This is a genomic window from Streptosporangium sp. NPDC002607, from assembly GCF_053592655.1.
In genome coordinates this window covers 1-16,639 of record NZ_JBSFWD010000030.1, presented here as the reverse complement: position 1 = coordinate 16,639, position 16,639 = coordinate 1, and the positions used below count along the sequence as shown (strand labels likewise).

Below are 16,639 nucleotides of genomic sequence, written 5' to 3'. Positions count from 1 at the left end.
GGACCGTTCCTTCCGGGACTGTTCGTCGGTGCGCCCGCGGGTCAGGACCGCTCGCCGTCCATCCACCGGCGCAGGCTCAGCGGGCGCATGTCCGTCCAGACCTCCTCGATGTGGGCCAGGCACTCCTCGCGGGTGCCGCTGTGGCCGACACTCCGCCAGCCCTCGGGAATGTCACGGTCGGTCCACCAGATGGAGTACTGCTCCTCGTGATTGCGCACCACCGTGTACTCGGCGTCCTCCGACATTCTGGATCTCCTTCGCTTCATTCATCATTCGAGGGCCTGCCATCAGAACAATGCCATGGCCAGACAGAAGCGATTTAGCGCATTTTTCGGGAAATGTTAGGGTTTTGAAGGGGAGCGTATGTGCGGAATAGTCGGCGTATCCGTTAACGGAGGAACAGCCGGGCAACCGGCCTTCGACGGGCTCGTCACCCTGCAGCACCGCGGCCAGGAGTCCTGGGGCATCGCGGTGGCCGGCCCCGGCGGCGTGCAGGTCCGGCGGGCGCTCGGTTTCGCCTCGCGCTCGGCCTGTGGTGACCCGCCCCACGATGACCCGGCCTGTGGTGACCCGGCCCGGGACGGCCTCGCGGCCTGGCGAGCCGGGAGAGTGGCGGTCGCCCACACCCGCTACTCCACCACCGGCGCCACGGTGCCGGAGAACTCCCAGCCCTTCGTGCACGAGGCACGGCGCATCGCGCTGGCGCACAACGGGGACCTCGTCAACGCCGCCGAGCTGCGCGCCCGGCTCGGCCGCGAGGGGTACGGGTTCCGCTCGACCAGCGACTCCGAGATCATCCTCGCCCTGCTCGCCGACGCGGGCGAGACACCCGGCACGGCACTCGCCTCGGCTCCCGGCCCGGAGGACCGGCACCCCGCGGACCCCGGCCCGATCGTGGCCGGGGTCTCGCGGACCACGCGGGTGCTGCGGGGCGCGTACTCGGTGGTGTGCGCCGTCGGCGAGTACCTCGTGGCCTTCCGGGACCCGCACGGCCTGCGCCCCCTGGTGGCGGGGTTCACCGAGGGCAGAGCGGTCGTCGCCTCGGAGACCTGCACCCTCGACGCGCTCGGCTGCACCGAGCAGCGGGAGGTGGAACCGGGCGAGGTGCTGGTGCTGCGCGACGGCCGCCCGATCGGGGCGCACCGCGTGGCGGAGCCCGCCCCGCGCAGCTTCTGCGTCTTCGAGCACCTCTATCTGACCAGGCAGGACTCCAGGATCGGCGGCACCAGAACCGGCGCGACGCGGGTGGCGTTCGGCGAGCGGCTGGCGCTGGAGTCCCCGGCGGACGCCGACCTGGTCGTGGCCGTCCCGGCCTCCGGCGTGCCGGCGGCCCGCGGGTACGCGCGGGCCGCGGGACTGCCGCTGGCCGGGGCGCTGGTCCGTGACGAGCGGGTGGGCAGGACGTTCATCGAGCCCGACCTGCGACGGCGTGAGCGCAAGCTGCGGCGCAAGTTCTCCGTCGGCTCGCCGGTGGACGGGGCCAGGGTCGTGGTGGTCGACGACTCGATGGTGCGCGGGTCCACCATGCGGCGCATCGTCGCGCTGCTGCGCGAGTCGGGGGCGAGCGAGGTGCACGTGCGGATCGCCGCGCCGCCGCTGATCTCGCCCTGCCACTACGGGGTGGACATCGTCGACACCGGTGAGCTGGTGGCGACCGGGCGCGAGATCGAGGAGGTGTGCCGGATCATCGGCGCGACGAGCCTGGCGCATCTGTCGGTGGCGGGCATGCGGCACACGCTCGGGAGCGCGGCGGGCGAGGGCCTCTGCGAGGGGTGCATCACCGGCGACTACCCCACCCGGGTGAGCTCGGCGCGCGACAAGTCGAGGCTCGTACTCGCGCGGACCCCGCGGCGCACGGCGGCCGCCCACCTCCGTTGACGGTGCTCAGGGCCGCGCCTAGCCTCCGCCAGATGAGACCTCACACACGATCGAACGGCTACGAAGACGGTGGTTGCGACGCCCGCTACACCCGGACCACCTGCCTGTGGGGGCGCAGGCCGGACGGGATCTCCGACACCCTGGCGGACGCGCTCTCGCTGCCCCCGGCACCCGAGGAGATCGCACCGCCCTCCGCTGCACCTGGCGCGGGCGCGCCCACGGTGCTCGACGTGGGATGTGGCGAGGGGCGCAACGCGGTGCGACTCGCCCAGCGGGGCGCGCGGGTGCTGGCGATGGACGTGTCGGCCGCCGCGCTGGAGAACGGCGCGCGGGCCTGGGGCAGTACCGGCGGTGGGGCCGACAGTGGGGCCGGCGGGATCGAGTGGCGCCGGGGCGACGCGCGCACCACCCGGCTCGCGCCCGGCTCGTTCGACGGGGTGCTGGCGTGCAGCGTCCTGCACTGGCTGCGGGACGAGAGGCAGGTGGCCGACGTCATCGCCAGGCTCCAGGCCGCGACCTCCCCGGGAGGGGTCAACGCCCTGCTGATGTTCAACGGCGGCCACGCCTACCGGCCTCCCGCCGGCGAGATGCGCCTGCCGGTCCTGCTGCCCCACGACTGGTACCTCGCCAGGTATGACGGATGGACCCTGCTGAGCGCCACCGACACCGACTCCACCCACACCCACACCGGCCACGAGGAGCCGCACACCCACGCGGTGACCAGGCTGGTGGCGCGCCGGGAGGTGGACGCGTGAGCTCGCTGGAAGGTGGACTCGCGGGCCCGCCGCACCCGCTCGAATGGCCGGTCTACGACGACGGCGCGGCGGCCAGGGTCGCCGAGCTGGTGACACGGGGGCGCACGTTCGACTACGACTACGGGCCCGAGCTGGCCGAGCTGGAGCGGTCGTTCGCCGAGCGGCACGGCCGCGCCCACGCCCTGGCGCTCACCTCGGGTACCGCGGGACTGCTGGCCGCCTACTTCGCGCTGGGCATCGGCCCCGGTGACGAGGTGATCGTCCCGGACCTGACGTTCTTCAGCACCGCCTCGCCGCTGTTCCTGCTGGGCGCGGTGCCGGTGCTCTGCGACGCGGGCGACGCCACCGGGAACGTGGTCCCCTCGGCCGTGGAGGCACTGGTCACGCCGCGTACCGTCGCGATCGTCGTCACCCATCTGTGGGGCCACAGCTGCGACATGGACGCCCTGCGGGCGGTGGCCTCCCGGCGCGGGCTCGCCCTGGTCGAGGACTGCTCGCACGCCCACGGCTCCACCTTCCGTTCCCGGCCGGTGGGCTCCCTGGGCGATATCGCGATCTTCAGTGTGGGCGGCAGGAAGCTGGTCTCCGGGGGCATGGGCGGCATGCTGCTGACCGACTCCGAGGACGTCTTCGCCCGCGCCTGCCTGCTGACCAACTTCCGGCACCGCACCGACCTGACCATCGACGCCGTCCGCTACCGGCCGTTCCTGCTGACCGGTCTCGGCGGCAACTTCCGCATCTCCACGCCCGGCGCGGTACTGGCCCAGAGCCACCTCGACCGGCTGGACGAGCTGGTGGAGCGCCGGGTGGCCAACGTGTCGGCCCTGTCTTCGGGGCTCGGCGAGCTGCCGGGGGTGCGCCCCTCCCCCATCGCCGAGGGCGTCACGATGGGCGCGTGGTACGACGGGGTCGTCGAGGTGACGTCGGAGTGCCCGTTCAGCAGGGACGGCCTGGTGGCGGCCGGCCAGGAGCGCGGTCTGAAGGTGCGCGCCCCGGCCACCCGGCCGCTGCACGTCTTCCCCCTCTTCCAGGGCACCGCGCCTGACTGGTCACCCCAGGTCGCCGCCGCGGTGCGGGCCGCGGCCACGGTGAACGACCGCCCGTTTCCGCGTTCCGCGGAATTGTTCGCCCGCTGGATGAAATTGCCGGTGAATTTCCTCTGGGAACAGAACTCACCGCTGGTCGGTGCGTATCTGGAGGCGTTCGACGAGGCATTCTCGATGGCCCGTACCGCGTAACGTCGTCCCTGTTTCCAGCGTCGATTCCGGAGTAATCCAAATGAGCCGACAGACGTTTCCCGTTATCCATGCCGTCGCCCCCGCCAGCCTGGAGAGCTGGTTCGGCCATTTCGTCGACCTCGCCCCCGGGGACCGGGCCGTCTTCACCGGGGAGGACGCCGGCGTGGACGTGGCCCCGCTGCTGGAGGCGATCGGCCGGGCCCCGCGGGCGACGGTGATCTTCCATTCCAGCCACGCGACGCTCGGCCGCGACCAGTTGCTCGCGTTCCGGCTCCGCGAGTTCGGCCACCGGACCGAGTGCCAGTCGCGGCTCTGCGCCTCGCTGGGCAGCGACAAGATCCTGATGAAGGAGTTCTTCGACCGCTACCGCCTGGTCTCCCCACCGTGGGCGCGGGCCGGTGAGCCGCTGCCCGAGGCCGGCCCCGACACCCCCGTGGTGATCAAGGACCGGCACGGGACGCAGAGTGTCGGCACCCGGCTGGCCCGCGCGGGCGAGTGCCGTCTGGCCCCCAACGAGCTGGGCGAGCTGTACGTCGACGGGGTCGAGTACTCGGTGCTGATCTACCGCGACGAGCACGGCACGGCGACCTTCCCGCCGGTGTGGAAGGGTCCGACCACCCAGGACCTGGTGCCGCCGTGGCAGCGGCTGCGGCTCTGCCCGGACCCGGCGCTCGGCGGCACCTGGGACCGCAAGCTGCGAGCCGTGGGCAAGCGGCTGGCCGATCTGGCCGAGGCGCACGGCTACCTGGAGGCGGAGTTCCTGCTGACCCCGGCCGGCGAGGTGCACCTGCTGGAGATCAACCCCCGGGTGTCGGGCACCATGCGGCTGGCCGCGATGGCCACCCGGTTGCCGATCTTCTCCCTGCACGCCAGGCCCGAGCTCCGCGACCATCTCTGCGCCGCCCGCTTCAGCGGCGAGGTCCCCTACAGCGGCGCCCCGATCACCGACGCCGACGGCGAGGTGTTCGCCACCTCCCGGCTCACCGTCGCCGGGGAGAGTCCCGGCGAGGTCCGCGCCAAGCTGCGCGAGCTGGGCGCGGAGCCCCGGGTGCTGCCCCGCGCCTCCTAAAGGCCGCTCAGGCGGACCGGCGTACCCGGGCCTCCGCCGTCCCCCGTACCTCCCGATCGCGCCGTGCGTCCCGGCGGTCCAGCAACTCCAGCAGGGGCGCGGTCGCGGCGGTGGAGACCAGCGCGACGATCACCAGCATGGTGAAAAGCGCCTGGGTGATGATGCCGAGACCGAGGCCGATGCTCAGGATCACCAACTCGGTCACGCCCCGGCAGTTCATCAGCACCCCGAGCCGCGAGGCCTCCCGCCACGGCACGCCCAGCGGCCTGGCGACGGCCGGCACGCCGCCGATCTTGCCCGCCACCGCGACGGCGAGGATCAGCAGGCACCAGCCCCACATCGCGAGGTCCTGGCCGAGCAGCCCGATCTGGGTGTTGAGCCCGACGAAGGCGAAGAAGGGCGGCAGCAGGAAGGACGTGGTGAAGTCCTGGGTGCGCTCGCGGACCCGCCTCAGCCGCACGTCACCGTCGCGGGGGAACAGGACGCCGAACAGGAACGCGCCGAAGATCAGGTGAATGCCGATCAGCTCGGTCAGCAGCCCCGAGACGAGCAGGCCCACGATGACGACGGGCAGCGTCGCCTCCTGGGAGAGCCCCCGGCGCAGCAGCCGGGCCAGCAGCGGCCGTACCACCCCGACCATGACGGCGGCGAAGGCCGCGGTGAGACCGAGCGTGCGCAGCGCCTCGGCGGGTGAGGAGCCCCTGGCCATGGTGATCGCCACGGCCAGCAGCAACCACGCGGTCACGTCGGCGATGGCGGCGCAGGTGATGGTCAGCGCCCCGGTCGGGGTGTGGAAGAGCCCGCGTTCCAGCAGGATCCTGGCCAGCACGGGGAACGCGGTGACGCTCAGCGCGGCGCCGACGAACAGCGCGAAGACCGGGAACTCGACGGGCGCGGCCGCCAGCGGCGCGTAGATCAGCAGGGCCAGCGCGACCCCGAGCGCGAACGGGATGGCCACGCTCGCCTGGCCGCAGAGCAGCGCGATCCGGCCCCGCCCGCGCAGCAGGTCGCCGCGGAGCTCCAGCCCGACCAGGAACATGAAGAAGGCCAGTCCGAACTGGGCCAGCAGGTTCAGGTAGGGCATGACGGCGCCGGGGAACAGCGCGCGGTAAGCCTCGGGCCAGACGGCGCCGAGCAGGGAGGGGCCGAGCACGATGCCGGCGGCCATCTCCCCGATCACCCGGGGCTGGCCGAGCCGCCTCAGGACGGCTCCGCCGAGATGGGCCAGCGCGACGACCACGGTGATGGAGAACAGCAGCAGGGGGGTGGTCGGCACCTGCTGCTGCCGGCCCACCCCCACCGAGGGCATCGGGACGGGGCCGGTGGCCGTCCCCGCGTCGAACCTCAGCATCAGCAGCGCCAGCGCGGCGGGCAGCACGACGGCGAGACCGTACGCGATCGCGTAACGACGTACCGTGCGTGTATTCGCGGACCGAAACCCTGAATAGGTCATGGACTAATTCCGTTTCCGATAGGTCGCATTTTGCCTGGGCGCGCATATCACAGAACAAAAATAGTCGCCAAGGACAATGGAGTTTTCGCTGGTCATCGGCCCGATTTCAGCTTTCCGTCGCACCCCGGAAAGGGCATCAGGAAATTACTCATGATCGAAAGTGCGCTACCGAAAACCGTGGGTAAGGTACCGACCTGACTCACTCCACATGCACAGAAATCCGGAGGAAAAGTCGCATGCAGGTGCTCTCCCCCAACCGAGAGGCGAACCGCCAGGCGCCGCCCCCACGTGATGACAGACCATCCGTCCCCGGCCCGCGCGCCACCCCTTCCCAGGGTTCCAAACTCGCCCTGGACGCGTCCGCCAAGCCGAGGCGGACCGGGCTCCAGCTCCCGGTGAGCCTTCCCTTCGACACCTGGCGCCGGATCGGCCACCAGATCTCCCTGATCGCCGACTCCTCCGCCTGGTGGCTCGGCGACTGGCTGGTCTACGGCGAGAACGAGTACACCGACCGCTACAAGAGAGCGGTCGAGGAGAGCTCCCTCGACATCCAGACCCTGCGCAACTACGCCTGGGTCGCCCGGCGCTTCCCGGTATCCCGCCGGCGAGACAGGCTCAGCCTCCAGCACCACGCGGAGGTGGCCGCGCTCCCCGAGCACGAGCAGACGCTCTGGCTGGACCGCGCGGAACGCTTCAACTGGTCCCGCAACCGCCTGCGCAGCCAGATCAAGGCGCACCGTACCGCCGCCCTCTCCGGCCGGGCCCCGGAGACCGCCAGGCAGAAGGCCGTGATCCAGATAGACGTACCCGCCGACCAGGAGCAGTCGTGGCGTGACGCGGCCCGCCGGATGAACCGCAGCGTGGAGGAGTGGGCCAGGCTCATCCTCAACCAGGTCGCCACCGGCGAGATCCCCGTCCGCGGCATCCACGACGCCAAGGCCGGGTGAACGGAGGGACAGGTGGACGTCGTCCACACCCTGTTCGAGAAGAGGGCGCTCGAGACGCCGGACAGCACGGCCCTGGTCTCCGGGGCCGTGTCGCTTACCTACCGGGAACTCGACGCCCGTGCCAACGGCCTGGCCCGGTCGCTCCTGCACCGCGGCGTCGGCCCGGAGACACCGGTCCCGCTACGGCTGGACCGCTCCCCCGAGCTGCTCGTCGCGCTGCTGGCCGTCTGCAAGGCGGGCGGCACGGCGGTGCTGCTCGACCCCGGCTGGCCCGAGGACCGTCTCGCCCCGGTGCTCGACGGCTGTCCCGTGGTGATCGACGGCCCCCTGGACGCCGAACCCTCCGCCGAAGGGCCCGGCGTCCCCGCGCATCCCGACCAGCTCGCGTACGCGGTGCACACCTCCGGATCGACCGGGCGGCCCAAGCTCGTCGGGGTGACCCACCGGGCGATCGCCCACCGGGTCGCCACCCACACCGAGGCCTACCGCATCACCCCCGCCGACCGCTCCAGCTGGCTGGCTCCCCCGGCCTCGTCGGTCTCGGTGGTGGAGCTGTGGCCCTATCTCTGCTCGGGTGCGAGCGTGCACGTCGCCGACGCGGCGACCGCGGGCTCGCCGTCCGAGCTGCGTGACTGGATGGTCGCTTCGAAAATCACCCGCGCGTACGTGAACATGCCGCTCGCCGAACCGCTGTACGGCCTGCCGTGGCCGGCGGAGACGTCGCTGCGGCTCATGACGGTCGGCAGCGACGCGGTGCGCGTGTGGCCCGCACCCGACCTGCCCTTCGAGGTCGCGGTGGAGTACGGCTCCGCCGAGGCCAACGGCGTGACCAGCTGCCTGGTACCGCTGGAGGACCGCTGTACCTCGGTCACCGCCGACGAGGCCGCCAGGCGGACCCGTCCCCCCATCGGACGTGCCTGGCCCGAGGTCGGCGCCGGCGTGCTGACCTCGGACCTGAGGCCGGTCGCGGCGGGCGAGGTCGGCGAGCTGTTCGTGTCGGGACCCGAGCTGGCCCGCGGCTACCTGGGCGAGGCGGCCCGCACCGCCGAGCGCTTCCTGCCCGACCCCGCCGGTGGGGGAGGCCGCGTCTACCGGACCGGTGACCTGGTCAGGGAGCGGCCTGACGGGCGGCTGGAGCATCACGGCCGCGTCGATGCGCAGGTCAAGATCCGCGGCCACCGGGTGGAGCCCGCGGAGGTGGAGGCCGTGCTGCTCCGGCACCCCGGGGTGCGCGAGTGCGTGGTCACGGGCGTGCCGGGTCCCGGCGGCGACCTGAGGCTGTGCGCCTACGTCGTCCATGCCGTCACTCCGGAGGGTGCCACGGAGAGCGCCGCGGACGGTGCCCGGTTCGAGATCGGGGAACTGCGCGCCTTCGCCTCGGCCCGGCTGCCCGAGCCGATGGTTCCGACCGCCTGGACGGCGCTGGAGCGGCTGCCGCTGAACGCGGCCGGCAAGGTGAACCGCCGCGCCCTGCCCGCGCCCTCCTGGGGGGAGTCCCCGCGCGGGCGGGAGAGGAGCACGGACCCGGTGACGGCGGGGGTGCTGGAGCTGTGGGAGCGGGCGCTCGGCGCGCGCGGCGCGCTGGGCGACCACTTCATCCGCTCCGGCGGCGACTCCCTGTCGGCCACCCGTCTCGTCGAGGAGATCGGGAGCCGCTACGGCGTGCGGATCCGGCTGCGCGAGTTCCTCAGGGCACCGACACCCGAGACCCTCATCCAGACCATCAGGGCGGAAGGAAGCACACGATGACCGAGAGAAGGCGGAGGAGGAGCCGCCCCACGTGGCTGCTGCGCGCCCCCGACCCCGAGGCGAGGGCACGGCTGTGGTGCCTGCCCTACCCGGGTGCCGGGGCGTCGATGTACCACGGGTGGCCGGCCGAGGTGGACGGGATCGAGCTGTGCCCGGTGCAGTTGCCCGGCAGGGAGAACCGGCTGCGCGAGCCGTCGTTCGAGAGCTACGCGGAGGTCGCCGCCGAGATGCTGAAGGGCCTGGAGCCCTACCTGGACCGGCCCTTCGGCTTCATCAGCCACTGCGGCACCGTCTTCATCGGCTACGAGGCGACGCTGCTGCTCATGGAGCGCGGCGGCCCGCTGCCCAGCCACCTGTTCGCCTCCTCGATGGTCCCTCCGCACCGGGCGTCGTGGCCGAGCATCCTGCGGCTCGACGAGGAGCAGGTGGGCGCGCTGGTGTCGGATCTCATGCGGGCGCGCGGCGCGGAGCCGCTGCCCGAACTGGTGGAGATGGCCGCGAGCGTCATGCGCGCCGACGTGGCCGCCTACGGCCGCTTCGAGCGGACCGACCCGGTGGAACTGCCGTGCCCGATCACCACGATCGGCTGGTCGGGGGACACGCAGATCCCCCCTGAGCAGATGGGCGGCTGGGAGTTCTACGGCCGGACCCGCCACACCGTGCTGGACGGCGGGCACTGGAGCTACCTCCAGGCGCCCGCCGCCCTGCTCGACGAGATCGCGCGGAGCATGTCCGCGCGAATCCCGGGTTGACCTCAGGTGTCCTTGCCGTCCTCGCGCCCGCCGGGCTTCCCGGCGGGCTCCTCGATGTCCTGCAGGATCTCGGCGTCCTCCAGCCTGCGCAGGTTCGGCACCGGCGACAGGAAGAGCAGGATGATCCAGGGCAGCAGGAACGCGGCACCGGCGTAGATGGCGGGCTTGACCCCGATCAGCTCGCCCAGCACCCCGGCCAGCATCGCGGCCAGCGGCAGGATGCCGAGGTAGACCGCGCGGCTCGCGCCGATGACCCGGCCGCGCAGGTGGTTGGGGATCACGTACTGGAAGAGCGTGAGCTGGCCGATGTTCCCGGCCACCACGCCGAACACCGTGACGAACCAGATCGCCGAGAACAGGGTGATCTGCAGCCACTGCGGACCGGCCACGAACGGCGTGAGGCACAGCACCCGGAACGCGATCAGGGCGGTCATGATGCCGCGCCCGTAGCCGAGCTTCTCGAACAGCTTGCCCGCGAAGACGGCGCCGATGACGCCGCCGATGCTGCCCACCGCGTAGATGAAGCCGATCCAGGTGCCCGACAGCTGGAGCTCCCTGGCCGCGTACAGGATGAACAGGGTCAGGATCATCATCGACCCGAAGTTCGCCCCGGCGGAGTTGAGAATCAGCGGGCGGGCGTAGGCGTTGCGGTAGGTGACCTTCAGGCCGTGCTTGATGTCGTGGAGCATCGCCGCGACGGCGCCGCGCCCGCCGCTGTCCTGGCGCTCGACGGGCGGCTCGACGTGACGGATGCGCGACAGGGCGAAGGCGGAGACCAGGAAGGAGATCGCGTCTCCCAGCATCACGTACGCCGGCCGGAACAGGTCGATGAGCACGCCTCCGGCGCTGGAGCCCGCGATGGCGCCCACCGACTCGGTCGCCGCCATCCGGCTGTTGCCGGCCACCAGCTGCTCCTCGCTCAGCAGCGTCGGCATGTAGGCGGCGTAGGCGATCTCGAAGACCACCGAGAGGCCACCGACCACCACGGCGACCACATAGAGCACCCACATGTCCATGAACCCGGCGAAGGCCGCGATCGGGATCAGGGCCACGACCGCGGCCCGCCCGATGTCGGAGCCGACCATGAGGGGTCTGCGCCGGTAGCGGTCGATGAGCACACCGGCGATCAGCGTCAGCAGCAGCGCGGCGATCGTGCGCATGGTGTTGAGCAGACCGACCTCGAAGGAGCTGGCCTGCAGCATGAGGATCGCGGTCAGCGGAAGGGCCAGGGTGGTCAGCTCGGAGCCGAGGACCGAGATCGACTGACCGGCCCAGAGCCGGTTGAAGTCGGGATTGCGCCAGAGCGAGGGCGGCTTTTCCGCCGGCGCCCCGACTTCTGTTCTCTGCGTGTCCATAAGATCGTTCCGTCCCTGTCGGGTTTCACCTCTGGTTGACTGGAATAAGCTTTTTGTTAAGGGTGATGATATGCGAAATCAGCGGAGAGACACCCTGGAAAACAATCAGCGGGTACGCCAGATGACACTGCCGGACGGACATGTGGTATTCCAGCTCAATCCCGCCGAGACCAGCCTGCAGTATCGCAGCATCGTGGGCGACAGAAGTTACTTCAGACACGGCGTACGCCTTGAGCCGGGAATGACGGTGTTCGACGTGGGCGCTAACATAGGAATCGCGGCGCTGGCGTTTCACTGGGAATGTCCGGGCACTCGAATTCTTGCCTTCGAGCCTGCCCGGCCGCTTTACGACGCACTGTGCGCGAATCTGGCCGCCCACGGCCTGAACGCCAAGGCGTTCGACTGCGCGCTCTCCCATACCCCGGGAACGGCGACTCTCACCGTCTATCCGGAGACCACCGCGATGTCCGGGATGTACACCGACGTCGACCACGATGCGGAGGTGACCAGGACTTTCCTGGCCAACAGCGGGTTCGCTCCCGAGGACGTGACGGACATGGCCGAGGGCAGGCACGTCACGGAGAAGCAGGAGTGCCGGGTGCGGACGATCTCAGAGGTGATGGCCGCCGAGGGCGTGCACCGTATAGGGCTGCTGAAAATCAACGTCGAGAAAGCCGAGTGCGATGTGCTGGATGGAATCGCCCCCGATGACTGGGACGCGGTCGACCAAATCGTCATGCAGGTCCATGACATCGACGGCAGGCTGGCGTCCGTACGCGGCGATCTCACCGGCCGTGGATTCCAGGTCGACATCGGCCAGGATCTCCTGCTGAGGAACACGGACATCTTCGATGTGTACGCACGGAGGAATTCCACATGACAGTGGACACGACGGTTGATCTGAACGAGCTGGATCTCGCCGATCCGGACATCTACACGGCACCCGACTCGGGCCTCGGCGTCCTGCGTTACCTGCAGGAGCACCGGCCGATGTTCTGGAACTCCAGATCGGCGGGGCCGAGTTTCTGGGCGTTCACCAAATACGCCGACGGTGTGGCCGTCTATCTCGACAAGACGAATTTCACCTCCGAGCGGGGAATGCAGGTCGGGCAGACCGAGTCCGCCGCCCGCGCCGCCGCGGGCAAGATGCTCATCGTCACCGACGGCCGCCACAGCCAGTTGCGCGACGTGATGAACCCCGCGCTCACTCCCCGGGTGGTACGCCGCCTCGAAGGCGCGATGCGCGAGACGGTGGGCGGGATGCTGGAGGAGAACGCGCCCAGGGACTCCTTCGACTTCGTCGACACGGTGGCGGGCAGGCTACCGCTCTCGGTCATCTGCGAGCTGCTGGGCGTGCCCCGCGCCGACTGGGACCTGATGATCCAGTGGACGCGCACCGCGTTCGGCTCCGCCACCTCCGACGACGTCATCTCCGACGCGGAGAAGGCCGAGGCGAACGCCAACATCTTCGCGTACTACGCCGACCTGCTGGCCGAACGGCGCGGCGACCTCGGCGACGACGTGATCAGCGTGCTGATCCGCGGCCGGATCGACGGAACGCCCCTCACCGACGAGGAGATCCTGCTCAACATCAACGGCCTCATCACCGGAGGCAACGAGACGACCAGGCACGCCTCGGCGGGAGCCGTCATCGCCCTGGTGGAGAACCCCGGCGAGTGGCGGCGGCTGCGCGAGGACCCCTCGCTCATCCCGACCGCCGTGGAGGAGGTGCTGCGCTGGACCGCCCCCAGCCTCAACGTCATGCGCACCGCGCTGCGCGACACGATGATCGGAGAGCAGACCATCCGGGCCGGTGAGCGGGTCAGCGTGTGGCACCCGGCCGTCAACCGCGACGAGGACGCCTTCCCCGACGCGCACCGCTTCGACGTCGGCCGCACCCCCAACCGGCACCTCACGTTCGGCCTCGGCAGGCACCTGTGCATCGGTGCGGCGCTGGCCAGGTTCGAACTACGCGTGCTGCTGGAGGAGCTGACCCGCCGGGTGGCCCATATGGAACTCACCGGGCCGGTCAAGCGGCTGCGCTCGAACCTCATGTGGGGCGTCGACCGCGTCCCCGTCCATCTCGAACTCGACCACGCAGGGCACTGATTGGAGCACCTCATGCCGGACATGTCGCCGATCCAGGAGAGCGAGTGGAGGTCCTACCGGGCAAAACCCGCCGGTGACCACACCGACCAGGTCACCCTCGCCGCGCGGCTACGCGGGTCTCTGGACGAGAAGGCCCTGACCGCCGCGCTGGAGGACGTGCTGGAGGCGCGCGAGGACCTACGGCCGGCACTGCCGGGTGGTCCCGAGCCCGGCACCACGCCCGTCGCCGTTCCCCGGCCGGTGGAACTGGGCAGGCACGAACCGGGCCGCCGCGAGGAATCGCTGGCGCGCCTGGTCTCCGAGCAGGCCAACCGCGGCCTCGACCTCGAAGCAGGGCCGCCGCTCCGGATCGCCCTGGCCCGGCTGGCCGACGACGACCACGCGCTCGTCATGACGGCGCACCGGCTGGTGGCCGACGAGCACGTCCTGGCCGGTCTCGCCGGGGAGATCTCCCGGGCCTACGAGAGCGCGGCCGGCTCCCCCGCCGCCGCTCGCGACGGCGTCCCTCGCAACGGGCACCCGTCCAACGGCATCTCCGCAGGCGGCCACGGCCCCCTTGACGGGTCCCCCGGCGGACGCGCCGCCGGCCACACCTCCCCCGCGGCCGGTTCGAACGGTCACGCCGCGTCCTTCCCGGAGGCCGGCGACGCCGCCGATCTCGCCTACTGGCGTGACCGGCTCGACGGCACGCCCCCCGTCCTCGACCTGCCCGCCGACCGCGGCCGTCCCGCCGTACCCGGCCTCACGGGCGCCCGGGTGACCTTCGGCGTCCCGCCGGAGACGGCCGCGCGGGTCGAGGCCCTCGCGCGCGAGTCCGGCACCGGTAACGGAGCCGTCACCCAGGCCGCGCGGGCGATGGCGCTGTCGCGCTGGTCGGGGCAGGCCGAGGCGGCCACCCCCCGCACCGACACCCGGGCCGTCACCCTGGCCGCCTGGGCCGTCGCGCTGTGCCGCTGGTCGGGACAGGACGAGGTCGTGGTCGGCGTACCCGTGCCCGGCGACGGCCGCGCCCCGGTGTTCCCGATCCGGATCGGCTGCGAGGGCGACCCGTCGTTCGCCACCGTCGTCGCGCGGGTGCGTGACGCGCTCGACGGGGCGGCCGCGCACGGCTCCTACCCGGCGCACCGGCTCGCCGAGGAACTGCGGCTGGACGCCTCCAGCGGTGTGCGGCCGCTCTACCAGGCGGAGTTCGACCAGACGGCCCCGGCCTGGAGCGCGCTGCGACTGCCTGGCGTGCGGACCTCGGAGCTGGTGGCGGACCGCTTCCCGCTGGCCTCGGATCTGGCGCTGGTCCTGGTGCCCGGCTCGCTGGAGGGCGAGGTGCGCTACGCGCTCGACCTGTTCGACGCGTCCGGCGCCAGGACCAGGGCCGAGCAGTACGTCACGCTCCTGACCGACGCCGTGGGCGACCCCACCCGGCCCATCTCGCGCCTGTCCCTGCTGGACGCCGAGCAACTGCGGCTGGTGGTCGCCGAGTGGAACCGTACCGAGACCCCCTTCGACGAGGGGGCGAGCATCGGCGCGCTGTTCGAGGCGCGCGCCACCGCCGCCCCCGAGGCGCTCGCGGTGCTCTGCGGCGAGCGGCGGCTGACCTACCGTGAGCTGGACGAGCGCGCCAACCGGGTGGCCCACCGGCTGATCCGTGACGGGGTGCGGCCAGGCCAGGTCGTCGGCTCGATGACCGGCCGCTCGGCCGAGGCGCTCGTCGCCTTCCTCGGCACCGTCAAGTCCGGCGGTGTCTACCTGCCGCTGGACCCGGCGCTGCCGCCCGACCGGCTCGGCCACATCCTGGACGACAGCGGAACCGGGCTGGTCCTGACCGTGGCCGAGCACGCCGGCCGGGTGCGCGGCGGCCGGGTGCGCACGGTCGAGCTGGACACCGGGTGGAGCGCGATCGAGGCGGAGGAGCCGGCCACCGGCCCCGGCGTGACGCCCGCGCCCGACGCCGCCGCCTACCTCATCTACACCTCTGGATCGACCGGCCGTCCCAAGGGGGTGGAGGTGCCGCACCGCGGCGTGAGCAACCTCGCCTCGGCCCTGTCGCGGGAGTTCTCCCTGACGCCCGACGACCGGGTGGCGCTCTTCGCCTCGCTCAGCTTCGACGCCTCGATCTGGGAGATCACGATGGCGCTGCCGAACGGGTCGGCGCTGTGCGTGCTGGACCCCTCGGCCATGACCCCGCAGGAGACGGCGAAGGTCATCAGCGACCAGGGCGTGACCGCGGCCACCTTCCCGCCGACGTTCCTCAGCACGCTCAGGGGCGACGAACTGGGCACGGTCAGGTTGATGGTGGTCGCGGGCGAGCAGTGCCCGGCCGGGCTGGTGCGGACCTGGGGGCCGGGCCGCAGGTTCGTCAACGCCTACGGGCCGACGGAGACGACCGTGTGCGCCACGATGGGCGCGTGCGACCCCGCCGCGGCGTACGCCCCGCCGATCGGCCGGCCGCTGGCCAACTTCAGGACCTACGTGATGGACCGCCGGCTCAACCCGCTCCCGGCCGGTGTGCCCGGGGAGCTGTACGTCGGCGGCGCCGGTCTGGCCCACGGCTACCGGGGCAGGCCCGGCATGACCGCGCGGTCGTTCATGCCCGATCCGTACGGCCCTCCGGGGGCGCGGCTCTACCGCACCGGTGACCTGGTCCGCTACCTGCCCGACGGCCGGCTGCAGTACGTGGGCCGGGTCGATGCGCAGGTGAAGATCCGCGGTTTCCGGGTGGAACCGGCCGAGATCGAGGCGGCGATCACCCGCTACCCGGGCGTCCGCGAGGCGGCGGTCGTCGCGCGCGACGACCGGCTGGTCGCCTACGTCGTGCTCGACGACGCCTCCAGGATCATCGCCGACCGCAGCGGCCTGACCGGCGAGCTGCACCGGTTCCTGCAGGGCTCGCTGCCCGCGTACATGCTGCCCGCCTCCTACCTGACGCTGGACGCGATGCCGCTGACCTCCTCTGGCAAGGTGGACCGCCAGGCACTGCCGGAGCCCGGCTCGGGTGGCTTGGACGGCGACGGGGGCGGCGAGGACGACTTCGACGCGCCGCGGACGCCGACGGAGCAGACGATCGCGGTGATCTGGGCCGAGGTGCTGAAGCTCAGGCGAGTCGCCCGGGAGGACGACTTCCTGGAGATCGGCGGTCACTCCCTGGTGGCCGCGCAGGTGATCACCCGGGTACGGGAGACGTTCACCGTGAACGTGCCGATCAGGGTGCTGTTCGAGAACCCGGTGCTCGCCGACTTCGCCGAGGCGGTGGACGGCGCGTCGGCGACAGAGCCGACCAGGTTGGAATCGCTGCCGGGCGCGTTCTCACGCGCCCACAGGATGAAGTTCTGGAGCAGGG

13 protein-coding genes are annotated in these 16,639 nt (G+C 71.6%); 10 read left to right on the top strand and 3 right to left on the bottom strand.

Annotated elements, in window-relative coordinates; genetic code table 11:
• Nucleotides 1-41: 41 nt before the first annotated feature.
• Nucleotides 42-245: an MbtH family protein gene (locus ACWD3H_RS29380; protein ID WP_350924950.1), complete on the bottom strand. Its 204-nt coding sequence runs from the start codon at nucleotides 243-245 to the stop codon at nucleotides 42-44.
• A 118-nt stretch (nucleotides 246-363) separates the two neighbouring features.
• On the opposite strand from ACWD3H_RS29380, the gene purF reads away from it, so the two are divergent.
• The 4 genes from purF to ACWD3H_RS29360 are packed head-to-tail and all read left to right on the top strand — an operon-like array spanning nucleotide 364 to nucleotide 4,940.
• Nucleotides 364-1,878: an amidophosphoribosyltransferase gene (gene purF / locus ACWD3H_RS29375; protein ID WP_451957288.1), complete on the top strand. Its 1,515-nt coding sequence runs from the start codon at nucleotides 364-366 to the stop codon at nucleotides 1,876-1,878.
• A gap of 32 nt (nucleotides 1,879-1,910) precedes the next feature.
• Nucleotides 1,911-2,633 carry a class I SAM-dependent methyltransferase gene (locus ACWD3H_RS29370; RefSeq protein WP_451957287.1) on the top strand — a complete coding sequence of 241 codons (723 nt, stop codon included), beginning with the start codon at nucleotides 1,911-1,913 and terminating at the stop codon, nucleotides 2,631-2,633.
• A complete protein-coding gene (locus ACWD3H_RS29365; protein ID WP_451957286.1) occupies nucleotides 2,630-3,871 on the top strand; it encodes a DegT/DnrJ/EryC1/StrS family aminotransferase in 1,242 nt (413 codons plus the stop codon). The genes ACWD3H_RS29370 and ACWD3H_RS29365 overlap by 4 nt, the downstream gene beginning before the upstream one ends.
• A gap of 40 nt (nucleotides 3,872-3,911) precedes the next feature.
• Nucleotides 3,912-4,940 (top strand): hypothetical protein, encoded by a 1,029-nt coding sequence (locus ACWD3H_RS29360; RefSeq protein WP_451957285.1) that lies wholly within the window; start codon nucleotides 3,912-3,914, stop codon nucleotides 4,938-4,940.
• Nucleotides 4,941-4,947: 7 nt separating this feature from the next.
• Here ACWD3H_RS29360 and ACWD3H_RS29355 read toward each other — a convergent pair whose 3' ends face one another.
• Nucleotides 4,948-6,393: a cation:proton antiporter domain-containing protein gene (locus ACWD3H_RS29355; protein WP_451957284.1), complete on the bottom strand. Its 1,446-nt coding sequence runs from the start codon at nucleotides 6,391-6,393 to the stop codon at nucleotides 4,948-4,950.
• A 236-nt stretch (nucleotides 6,394-6,629) separates the two neighbouring features.
• On the opposite strand from ACWD3H_RS29355, the gene ACWD3H_RS29350 reads away from it, so the two are divergent.
• Genes ACWD3H_RS29350 through ACWD3H_RS29340 form a run of 3 tightly spaced genes read left to right on the top strand, consistent with a single transcriptional unit; the run spans nucleotide 6,630 to nucleotide 9,841 of the window.
• A complete protein-coding gene (locus ACWD3H_RS29350; RefSeq protein WP_355619806.1) occupies nucleotides 6,630-7,340 on the top strand; it encodes an LmbU family transcriptional regulator in 711 nt (236 codons plus the stop codon).
• A gap of 12 nt (nucleotides 7,341-7,352) precedes the next feature.
• Nucleotides 7,353-9,089, top strand: a complete 1,737-nt coding sequence (locus ACWD3H_RS29345) for a non-ribosomal peptide synthetase (protein WP_451957283.1) — start codon at nucleotides 7,353-7,355, stop codon at nucleotides 9,087-9,089.
• Entirely contained in the window at nucleotides 9,086-9,841 is a 756-nt protein-coding gene (locus ACWD3H_RS29340) for a thioesterase II family protein (protein ID WP_451957282.1), read from the top strand. Before ACWD3H_RS29345 ends, ACWD3H_RS29340 begins: the two co-directional genes overlap by 4 nt.
• Nucleotides 9,842-9,843: 2 nt before the next feature.
• Here ACWD3H_RS29340 and ACWD3H_RS29335 read toward each other — a convergent pair whose 3' ends face one another.
• Nucleotides 9,844-11,196, bottom strand: coding sequence for an MFS transporter (locus ACWD3H_RS29335; protein ID WP_451957281.1), 1,353 nt, complete (start codon nucleotides 11,194-11,196; stop codon nucleotides 9,844-9,846).
• 121 nt (nucleotides 11,197-11,317) lie between these two features.
• On the opposite strand from ACWD3H_RS29335, the gene ACWD3H_RS29330 reads away from it, so the two are divergent.
• The 3 genes from ACWD3H_RS29330 to ACWD3H_RS29320 all read left to right on the top strand — a co-directional run.
• Nucleotides 11,318-12,076: an FkbM family methyltransferase gene (locus ACWD3H_RS29330; RefSeq protein WP_451957280.1), complete on the top strand. Its 759-nt coding sequence runs from the start codon at nucleotides 11,318-11,320 to the stop codon at nucleotides 12,074-12,076.
• Nucleotides 12,073-13,305 (top strand): cytochrome P450, encoded by a 1,233-nt coding sequence (locus tag ACWD3H_RS29325; RefSeq protein ID WP_451957279.1) that lies wholly within the window; start codon nucleotides 12,073-12,075, stop codon nucleotides 13,303-13,305. Before ACWD3H_RS29330 ends, ACWD3H_RS29325 begins: the two co-directional genes overlap by 4 nt.
• A 12-nt stretch (nucleotides 13,306-13,317) precedes the next feature.
• Nucleotides 13,318-16,639: non-ribosomal peptide synthetase (locus ACWD3H_RS29320; RefSeq protein WP_451957278.1), on the top strand; the 3,322-nt coding region annotated here is incomplete at its 3' end.